General features: G+C 73.8%; 5 protein-coding genes. 3 read left to right on the forward strand and 2 right to left on the reverse strand.

Annotated features, from left to right (window positions below; all coding sequences use genetic code 11):
* The coding region (locus tag ACIQOV_RS20775; protein ID WP_401050452.1) for an ATP-grasp domain-containing protein at window positions 1–1030 on the reverse strand (1030 nt) is incomplete at its 3' end.
* Window positions 1031–1360: 330 nt separating this feature from the next.
* Between ACIQOV_RS20775 and ACIQOV_RS20780 the strand changes: the two genes are divergently transcribed.
* Together ACIQOV_RS20780 and ACIQOV_RS20785 are read left to right on the forward strand one after the other, a co-directional pair.
* On the forward strand, window positions 1361–2779 hold the full coding sequence (locus ACIQOV_RS20780; protein WP_401050454.1) for a family 2B encapsulin nanocompartment shell protein: 1419 nt from the start codon (window positions 1361–1363) through the stop codon (window positions 2777–2779).
* Window positions 2780–2984: 205 nt separating this feature from the next.
* The gene (locus tag ACIQOV_RS20785; protein ID WP_401050457.1) at window positions 2985–4034 is read left to right on the forward strand and encodes a family 2 encapsulin nanocompartment cargo protein polyprenyl transferase; all 1050 of its coding nucleotides are present in this window, start codon (window positions 2985–2987) and stop codon (window positions 4032–4034) included.
* Window positions 4035–4244: 210 nt separating this feature from the next.
* Here ACIQOV_RS20785 and ACIQOV_RS20790 read toward each other — a convergent pair whose 3' ends face one another.
* Entirely contained in the window at window positions 4245–5285 is a 1041-nt protein-coding gene (locus ACIQOV_RS20790; protein ID WP_401050459.1) for an NAD-dependent epimerase/dehydratase family protein, read from the reverse strand.
* 360 nt (window positions 5286–5645) lie between these two features.
* On the opposite strand from ACIQOV_RS20790, the gene ACIQOV_RS20795 reads away from it, so the two are divergent.
* On the forward strand, window positions 5646–6647 hold a 1002-nt coding region (locus ACIQOV_RS20795), incomplete at its 3' end, for a DUF1254 domain-containing protein (protein WP_401050460.1).

Here is a 6647-nt window from a genome sequence, read left to right on the forward strand (position 1 = left end):
GCTGCGGGTGCACCGGCCGGATGCCGGGCACCAGGGTGTACTCGATGCCGCGCACGTCCGGCTCCGCCCCCGCGCACTCCGGACGCTCGCCGAGCGCCAGCCGCACCGCGTCCCACGGCAGGTTGAGTCCGCACAGCCGCAGCTGGTGGAGCCCGGCCGCGGGGCGGGTGTTGACGTCGATGACCACCGGCAGGCCGTCGAGGCGGCGGAACTGGACGTTGGACAGGTACGCCATCCCGGTCGCCCGGACCAGCCGCCGGACGGGCTCCAGGTAGCACTCCTCGGTGGTGAAGCCCCTGCGGCGGCCCTCTTTGGTGCGCCCGACCGCGGCGAGCGGGCTGCCGTCCCGGTCGGCGAGGCAGTCCACCGAGACCTCCGGCCCGTCCAGGTGGGGCATCACCAGCAGGTCCACCGGCTCGCCGTCCGGGCCGCCCCCGGCCAGTGCCGCGGCGACCTGTTCGACCTGCACCCGGTGGTCCCAGCCGGCCAGCCGCCGTGCGTTGTAGGGCTCCCGGGTGAGCACCCGGAAGCCGGCGCCGCCGGCGCCGGTGGTGGGCTTGAGACAGGCGGTGCGACCGGCGCCCTCGATCCGTTCGACGGCGTCCCACAGCTCGGCGGGGGTGCGCACCCGCCACCAGGGCGGGGTGGGCAGCCCGGCCCCGGCGATGGTGGCGTAGCCGTCCGCCTTGCTGGTGAAGGCGGCTATCGCGGTGGCCGGCGGGCAGAGCAGCGTGGTGCCGATCGCCTCGAACTCCGGCCGGGCGAGGGCGATGGCGAGCTGGTGCAGCTGCGGGACGAAGACGTCGATCGCGTGCCGGGCGCAGTAGTCCAGGGCGTAGCCGACGTAGCCGTCCGCGGCCAGGCCGTCGGGCTCCGGAGTGCCGTGGTCGGCGGCGGCGAGCACGGGGGAGTCCGGGTCGCCGTGGGTCGCGTGGACCACGACGGGGCGCGGGGCGGCGCGCAGTTGCTCGATGAAGAAGACGTTCTCGGCGTAGGTGCGGTTCAGCCAGACACGTACGGGTGCACTCATGTGACCCTCCCGGGAGGGAAGTTGACGAAGGGTCAGGGCACCCTAGCGGCCTGTTCGAACGGCCCGGACGGCAGGGGCGCCGTGGGCGGATGGCGGCAGGGGGTGGCGCGGGTCGGGGCTTCGATGGGGGAGGATGGGGCGCGGCACTCCGATATGTTCGAATAAATAGTCGAACAAATATCGATTGGGTGATCCATTCGTACTATTTGTTCGGCCATTCGGAACCACTCGAACGAGTGATTGCGGGGTGCCCCTGAATGGGCCCACCATGAAGCTGCAACACGCATGTGCAAGGCGACGCTTCATTGGGATATGCGAAGGGCTCCCCTCATGTCGACCGAAACGAATGCCGGTATTCCCGCGCCCGGTGCGCAACCGGAGATCCGGCAGCAGCAGAGTCTGAGCACGGCGGGCGCGCGGAACCTCGCGACGACCACCAAGTCCGCGCCGCAGATGCAGGGCATCAGCCCGCGCTGGCTGCTCAGGAGGCTGCCCTGGGTGCAGGTGTCCGGCGGCACCTACCGGGTGAACCGCCGCCTGCGCCACTCGGTCGGCCGCGGCCGGGTGGGTTTCGTCAAGACCGGCGCCGAGGTGCGGATCGTCCCGCCCACGCTGGCCGAGGTGCCGGTGCTGCGCGGCTTCCAGGACGAGGCCGTGCTGGAGGAGCTGGCCTCGCGCTTCGTGCAGCGGGACTTCAACGCGGGCGACGTCCTGGTCCAGGCCGGGGCGCCGATCACCGAGGTGTTCCTGATCGCCCACGGCAAGCTCGACCGGCTGGGCACCGGCAAGTACGGCGAGGAGACGGTGGTCGGCACCCTCGCCGACGGCGACCACCTCGGCGACGAGGCGATCCGGCAGGACGGCGGCGACTGGCCGTACACCGTCCGCGCCGCGACCTCCGGCACCGTGCTGACGCTGTCCTGGCCCTCCTTCCAGGAGCTGCACGACCGCTCCGAGGCGCTGCAGCTCCAGGTCATCGAGTACCTGAACGGCTTCCAGCAGGCGCAGAACAAGCACGGCGAGGCCGCGATCGACCTCGCCGCCGGCCACCAGGGCGAGTACGAGCTGCCCGGCGCCTTCGTCGACTACGAGCTCAAGCCGCGCGAGTACGAGCTGAGCGTCGCGCAGACGATCCTCAAGGTGCACACCCGGGTCGCCGACCTCTACAACCAGCCGATGAACCAGACCGAGCACCAGCTGCGGCTGACCATCGAGGCCCTGCGCGAGCGCCAGGAGCACGAGCTCGTCAACAACCCCGAGTTCGGCCTGCTCGGCAACGCCGCGTACGAGCAGCGGTTCCAGACCCACTCCGGCCCGCCCACCCCGGACGACATGGACGAGCTGCTCAGTCGCCGCCGCGGCACCAGGATGTTCCTGGCCCACCCCAGGGCCATCGCCGCCTTCGGCCGGGAGCTCAACAAGCGCGGCCTCTACCCGGGGACGGTCGAGGTCGAGGGCAAGCAGATCATGTCCTGGCGCGGCGTCCCGGTCTTCCCGTGCAACAAGATCCCGATCGTCGGGAGCACCAGCTCGATCATCGCGATGCGAATCGGGGAGGACAACCAGGGCGTCATCGGCCTGCACCAGACCGGAATTCCGGATGAATACCAGCCCAGCCTCTCGGTGCGGTTCATGGGAATCGACGACAAGGCCATCATTTCCTACCTGGTGAGCGCCTACTACTCCGCCGCGATCCTGGTGCCGGACGCGGTCGGTGTCCTGGAGAACGTGGACATCGCGCAGCACTGACGGATCGCGCAGTACCGACGGTTCGCGGGGCCGCTCGCAGAGCCGCGCCGTCCACCGGGGCCGTCCACCGGCCCCGGCCGGGCGGCTGCGTACCGACCCGGTGCGTACCTGCTGCGCACTGGCCCGGCGCGCACCGGCACAGCGCAACCCCGGCCCGCCGTCGGCGGGCCGTCCCACGACAGGCGCCCGACAGGGGGAAACACCCATGACCAGTCCCACGCTGGAGCGGGACCACAAAGAGGGCCACGAGGCGGCCGACATCCTCGCGCGGACCCGCGCCCTGGTCGACCCGGTCCTGCGGGCCGCCGTCGACTCGCTGCCCGGCACCATGCGCAAGGTGGCCGGCTACCACTTCGGCTGGTGGGAGGCGGACGGCACGCCGGCCCAGGCCTCCGCCGGCAAGGCGATCCGACCGGCCATGGTCCTCGCCGCCACCCAGGCCCTGGGCGGCAAGCCCAACGAGGCCGTCGCCGCGGCCGCCGCGGTGGAGCTGGTGCACAACTTCACCCTGCTCCACGACGACGTCATCGACCGGGACGACACCCGGCGCCACCGGCCCACCGCCTGGCGGGTGTTCGGCACCACCGAGGCCATCCTGGCCGGGGACGCCATGCACTCCCTCGCGCTGCGCCTGCTCGCCGAGGACACCCACCCGGCCGCCCACGGCTCGATCCGCCGGCTCGCCGACTGCGTGGTGGAGCTCTGCGAGGGCCAGCAGATCGACTGCGCCTTCGAGCGGCGCAACGACGTCTCGCTGCCCGAGTGCCTGGCGATGGCGGAGGCCAAGACCGGCGCGCTGCTGGGCGCGGCCTGCGCGATGGGCGCCCTGTACGCGGGCGCCTCCGAGGAGGCGGCGCAGGCGCTGGACTGCTTCGGGCGGGAGATCGGCCTGGCCTTCCAGCTGATCGACGACCTGATCGGCATCTGGGGGGATCCGGCGGTCACCGGCAAGCCGGTCGGCGCGGACCTGGTCGCCCGGAAGAAGTCGCTGCCGGTGGTCGCGGCGCTGGGATCCGGCACCGTCGAGGGCAAGCTGCTGGCCGAGCTGTACGCGATCGAACGCCCGCTGGACGCCGAGGAGTTGGCGCAGTGCGCGGTGGCCGTCGAGGCGGCCGGCGGGCGCGGCTGGGCGCAGGGCGAGTCCTGCGAGCGGATGGCCGCGGCGATGGCGCAGCTGGCCGCCGCCGTCCCGGAGCCGGCCGCGGCGGACGAGCTGCTGGCGCTCGCCGAGCTGGTCACCCGCCGCACGCACTGAACGGGGCGCCCGCGCCGAAGGCGGCGCGCGTCGAACGCGTCCCCGGAGCGCCCTGAGGAGCGCCCCAAGGAGTCTTGCCGGGCGTGGCGCTGGGCGTGGCGCCGGGCGTGGCGCCGGGAGTGGCGCTGGGAGTGTCGCCGGTAGTGGGAAGTCGGTCCGGCCGACTTCCCACTACTGGTGCCCGGGCACCGCTGCCGACCGGCGCCGCCGTCAGCCGAGGGCGGCCAACAGCCGCCGTTCCTTGGCGGGTTCGAGGCCCTGCCGCACCGCCGCCCCCGGCCGCCCCTTGCGCCCCTCGGCGTCGGTGTCCTCGACCGGCCCGCGTCGCCGCAGCCACTCCCAGGTGTCCCGCGCCGTCTCGGCGAACGGGCGGCAGCGCAGTCCGGCCGCCTCCGCCCGGCCGGTGTCGGCCAGCCAGGCGCCCGCCATCTCGGGCAGGTCCGGTGCCCAGAGGGGGAGTTCGGTCCACGCGCCCACCTGGTCCGGCCCCTCGGCGAGCAGCGGCTCGTCCGGCACCCAGACCAACTCGGTGTCCGCGGCCCCCGCGACCTCCCGGCAGGTCGCCAGCCACTCGCCGAAGCTCAGCCGCCCAGGCGGCGCCGTGGTGATGTAGCGCCCCGCCGTCCCGGCCGTCAGCAGGTCCAGCCCGAAGCCGGCGAAGTCCCGGACGTCGATCACCTGCATGGTCCGTCGAGGATCCCCCGGGGCCAGCACCCGCCCACCGCGTGCCATCCGCTCCAGCCACCAGGGCAGTCGGCCGCCGAACTCGTACGGTCCGACGAGCAGTCCACTGTTCAGCACCAGCGTGCGCCCGGCGCCGAACCCCGCCAGCACGGCGCGCTCGCAGCCGGCCTTCAGGGCGGTGGCGGGCGGCTGGCCGGGCGGGGTGTCGGCGGGGCAGGGGTGCAGTGCGGAGTCCTCGTCGACCGCCCGGGCGGGCCAGTCGGCGAAGGCGTGCACGGAGGAGACGAAGGTGTAGTGGCCGGCCCGCTCGCGCAGCAGCCGGGCGCTGAGCGCGGCCTGGGCGGGCTGTTGGGCGGAGGTGTCGACGACGGCGTCCCAGCTGCGGCCGTCCACCAGCCGGGCGAGGTCCCCGGCACTGTCGCGGTCGCCCCGGACCGCCTCGACGCCGGGCAGGTCGGCGGCGCTGCGACCGCGGTTGAAGGTGGTCACCCGGTGGCCCCGGGCGAGGGCCTCGGCAGCGTAGGCCCGTCCCAGGAAGGACGAGCCCCCAAGCAAGAGGATCTTCATACCGAGGACCCTCTCCCGGCCGCGCCGCCCGTACGCCCGGATTCGCGGTCAGCAGATGCCGGGCCGGAGAAGTCGGGCCGGAGAAGTCGGGCTGCAGAAGTCGGGTCACGGGCGTCCGGTCACGGGCGTCGGGTCGCCGGATGCCGCGGGGCGTCCGGTCCGACATGCCGCCCCACCCGGCCCCGCTTAGCATCCGAGGTGTACCGCGGTCGGCGACCGAACCCCGGTCCGGCGCCCGCCCGGAGCACGGCCCGGAGCACGGCCCGGACGGCGGACCCGCCGGCCGCCGCCGGTGACGAACGGCCCGCCGACGCCGAGCACTCCGCCGACCGGCTGCCCGCCCCGGACGAAGGACCCGCGATGAACCAGCCCGAGCTGGAGGCCCTGGCCGCCGACGCGTACGTCTACGGCTACCCGCTGGTCGCCGGCCTCACCATGGTCGAGCGCTTCGCCCACGGCGGCCTGGGCACCCTGCCGGCGGCGCCGTTCAACCACATCAGCCACGCCACCCGGCTGGCCGGTCCGGCCGACCGCTTCGTCTCGGTCAACAACGACACGATCTACTCGATCGCCCAGCTCGACCTCTCCGAAGGCCCCCAGGTGCTGCGCGTCCCGGACACCGCGGGCGCCTACTACGTGCTGCAGATCATCGACGCCTGGACGGACAACGTCGCCTACCTCGGCCGCCGGGCCACCGGCACCGGAGCGCAGACCTGGCTGATCGTCCCACCAGGCTGGCACGGCACCCCGCCGGACCCGAACCGGGTGATCGAGCTGCCGACCACCGTCGGCACCCTCGTCGGCCGCTTCGCCTGCACCGGGCCGGACGACCTGCCCCGGGTCCGGGCCCTCCAGTCCGCCCTGGAACTGGAGCCGCTGGAACCTGGCGGCCTGGTCGCCGGACTGCCCGAGCCGGACGGGGACGTCCCCGAGCGGCTGGCCTTCTTCGAGCGGCTGCGGGTCTGGATGCAGGCCTTCCCGCCCGCCACCGCGGACATCGAGTACCAGCGCCGCTTCGCCCCGCTCGGCCTGCTGGACGACGGCGCCTCGCCGTACCGCTCGGCCGCCCCCGAATGGACGCTGACGCTGGCCAAGGGCCTGGCCGCCGGCCGCGAACGGGTCGAGGACGCCACCCGCCCGCCCGAGGACCACCCGCCCGGCGAGTGGCGCAGCACGCTCCACCTGTTCGACTACAACACCGACCACCTGGGCCCCGGCACCCTGGACGACCCCGAATGGCGCATCCCCGACCGCCGCGCCGCCTACCTCAGCCGGGCGGCCGCCGCCCGGGCCGGCCTCTGGGGCAACCACGCCTACGAGGCCTCGTACGCGATGACCTACGACGACTCCGACGGCCGACCC

The sequence above is a fragment of the Kitasatospora sp. NPDC091257 genome, from assembly GCF_044757675.1.
GTDB lineage: Bacteria > Actinomycetota > Actinomycetes > Streptomycetales > Streptomycetaceae > Kitasatospora > Kitasatospora lactacystinica.

Excerpts from the sequence above, each read along its gene's own strand:
- ACIQOV_RS20790 (WP_401050459.1), bottom strand. The coding sequence starts at position 5,285 with ATGAAGATCCTCTTGCTTGGGGGCTCGTCCTTCCTGGGACGGGCCTAC.
- ACIQOV_RS20785 (WP_401050457.1), top strand. The coding sequence starts at position 2,985 with ATGACCAGTCCCACGCTGGAGCGGGACCACAAAGAGGGCCACGAGGCG.
- ACIQOV_RS20780 (WP_401050454.1), top strand. The coding sequence starts at position 1,361 with ATGTCGACCGAAACGAATGCCGGTATTCCCGCGCCCGGTGCGCAACCG.